The sequence below is a fragment of the Aeromonas media genome (assembly GCF_000819985.1).
Lineage (GTDB): Bacteria > Pseudomonadota > Gammaproteobacteria > Enterobacterales > Aeromonadaceae > Aeromonas > Aeromonas media.
In genome coordinates this window covers 1-1,986 of sequence record NZ_CDBZ01000013.1, presented here as the reverse complement: position 1 = coordinate 1,986, position 1,986 = coordinate 1, and the positions used below count along the sequence as shown (strand labels likewise).

The following is a 1,986-nucleotide window of genomic DNA, read 5'->3' as shown; positions in this document are numbered from 1 at the left end:
TGAACAGCATTGCGGCCCAGGCCGGGGATTTCGTCATCCTCTCCGACGGCAGCCGCCACCAGGTGATGTTCGTCACCCATCGTGCCCACTACAGCAGCCTCTATCTCGACAAGGGGATCCGGGTGCCCCAGAGCTGAGCCCACAGGTTCACGGACTCCCTCTGAATGGCACAGATTCATCGGCCCTCCTGTGCGACACCTGTTACAGGTGCTAACGTGAGACAGGTTCGCGCCCCCAGGATATTGCCGCAAACACAGGCTGTTCTCATGGCAGTCAAGGCTGCGATGAACCGGAAAGACTCACACTTTGAGGGATTAACTATGCCTAGAACTGCTGCTTTGCTCGTGACCCTGACCCTGCTTGGCATGGCCCCGGCTCACGCCATCAACGCAAAATATGCCCAGCAGCTGGAACGCTCCGGCTGCACTCAGGTGACCGAGGCCCAGGGCTGCGATATTCACAAGACCAAGGAGGAGAATGCCAAGGCGGGATTCGGTGCTGTCGTCCCGGCCACGGACGGCGGTCTGAACATGAGCTACGCACAGAAGCTGGAGCGCTCCGGCTGCACCCAGGTGAGCGAGCTCAGCGGCTGCGACATCAACAAGACCCAGGCCGAGAACGCGGCCGCCGGATTTGGTGATGCCCCGGTGGCCACCAGCGCCAGCCCCTACGCCGGCAACTGGGTCGCTACCTTCCCCGAGACGGGGGCCACCGTGGCCACCATTCGCATCGATGGCAAGGATCAGGTGTGGGTCAACGACAAGCAGGTCAAGGCCAAGAAATCCGACGGGGCCCTAGTGTTCAAGGAAGGCATGGTCATCTATCACATACAGGGGGATCGTCGCCTCAAGGGGGAAGATGGCTGGGTCGACAACGATGCGGGCACCAAGGGACCGATCGCCGCCAAATAAACAACATCACTGTAATGTGAAGGGGAGCCTGGGCTCCCCTTCTTGCTTGATTACTTGCCCATGGCTTTCCCAGCCCCCGGTGAGCGGCAACCCTGCACTTCCTCTTGCTATTCACTTACCCCTTTTTCGGATAGTCGAGCACGGCCGTCACCGGCGTTTGCGATACAGCAGCCGACCAGGAGGGGGCATCAAAGGTGAAGCGGGCGAAGGCGCAGGTCGGCATCCGGGTGATCTTGCCGGAAAAGCAGTGGGCAAGATCGGTGAACTCGGGATCGTGACCAATGAGCATCACGCACCTCAGTTCGTCCTCAAGCTCATCCATCAGCGCAAGCAGGGTCCCGACATCGCTGCAGTAGAGGCGCTCGTCGATGACAATCCCGTTCGCCGGGTAGCCCAGCTCATGGGCGACAAGCCGGGCCGTCGACAAGGCCCGACAGGCGGGGCTCGACAGGATAAGGTCGGGCCCCCCTACCGCGTGCGCCAGACGTCTGCCCATCAGGGGGGCATCACGCAGACCGCGCTCGGTGAGCGGGCGCACCCGATCAGGCAGTGCCTGTTCCCAACTGGACTTTCCGTGACGCATCAGGATCAGCGTTCTCTTCATGACTCCTCCCGCAGCGACCGACCATCGGTCCGCCAGTGACGGCCAGGGTTTGCATGCCTGTCACGTCGCCATGTCAATCATAGCGAAGCCACATTGCGCGGGAGTCTCGGACAAGCTGAGCACCGAGTCCGGGTGACCAGGCTCTCGACGTGTGGTTACTGACAGTGCGAGCAACGGGTGGCGGCGGCAGAGAGATGATCCCTGCAAGCGTGCAACTGCACGACTCGCCGCCAGGGTCAGCCAGCCTCAAGGGTGGCAGCGGTTAGCCGTCACGGTCTGCACCAGGTCTCGACGCAGAAGTAATAGCTGGTGAAGAGGCACCCCGACAGGGTCGTCTTCTTCACCCTGGTGGCGCGCCTGGCGAGGGCTTTGTATGGGGGACGCGTGTCCAGCAGATGAAAGATGACCTCTTGATGGCCCATGCTGCGCGCCCAGCCCATCATCTCATGGAAGATGGCCATGCCCCTGCCC

The 1,986-nt window shown here is 61.8% G+C and carries 2 protein-coding genes and 1 pseudogene; 1 reads left to right on the top strand and 2 read right to left on the bottom strand.

Annotated elements, in window-relative coordinates:
* Positions 1-320: 320 nt before the first annotated feature.
* Positions 321-911: a hypothetical protein gene (locus tag BN1127_RS01420; protein WP_042648219.1), complete on the top strand. Its 591-nt coding sequence runs from the start codon at positions 321-323 to the stop codon at positions 909-911.
* Between the two features lie 115 nt (positions 912-1,026).
* Here BN1127_RS01420 and BN1127_RS01415 read toward each other — a convergent pair whose 3' ends face one another.
* Positions 1,027-1,515, bottom strand: coding sequence for a SixA phosphatase family protein (locus BN1127_RS01415; protein ID WP_042648218.1), 489 nt, complete (start codon positions 1,513-1,515; stop codon positions 1,027-1,029).
* 269 nt (positions 1,516-1,784) lie between these two features.
* A pseudogene (locus BN1127_RS22575) lies at positions 1,785-1,986 on the bottom strand (N-acetyltransferase); the annotation flags it as partial.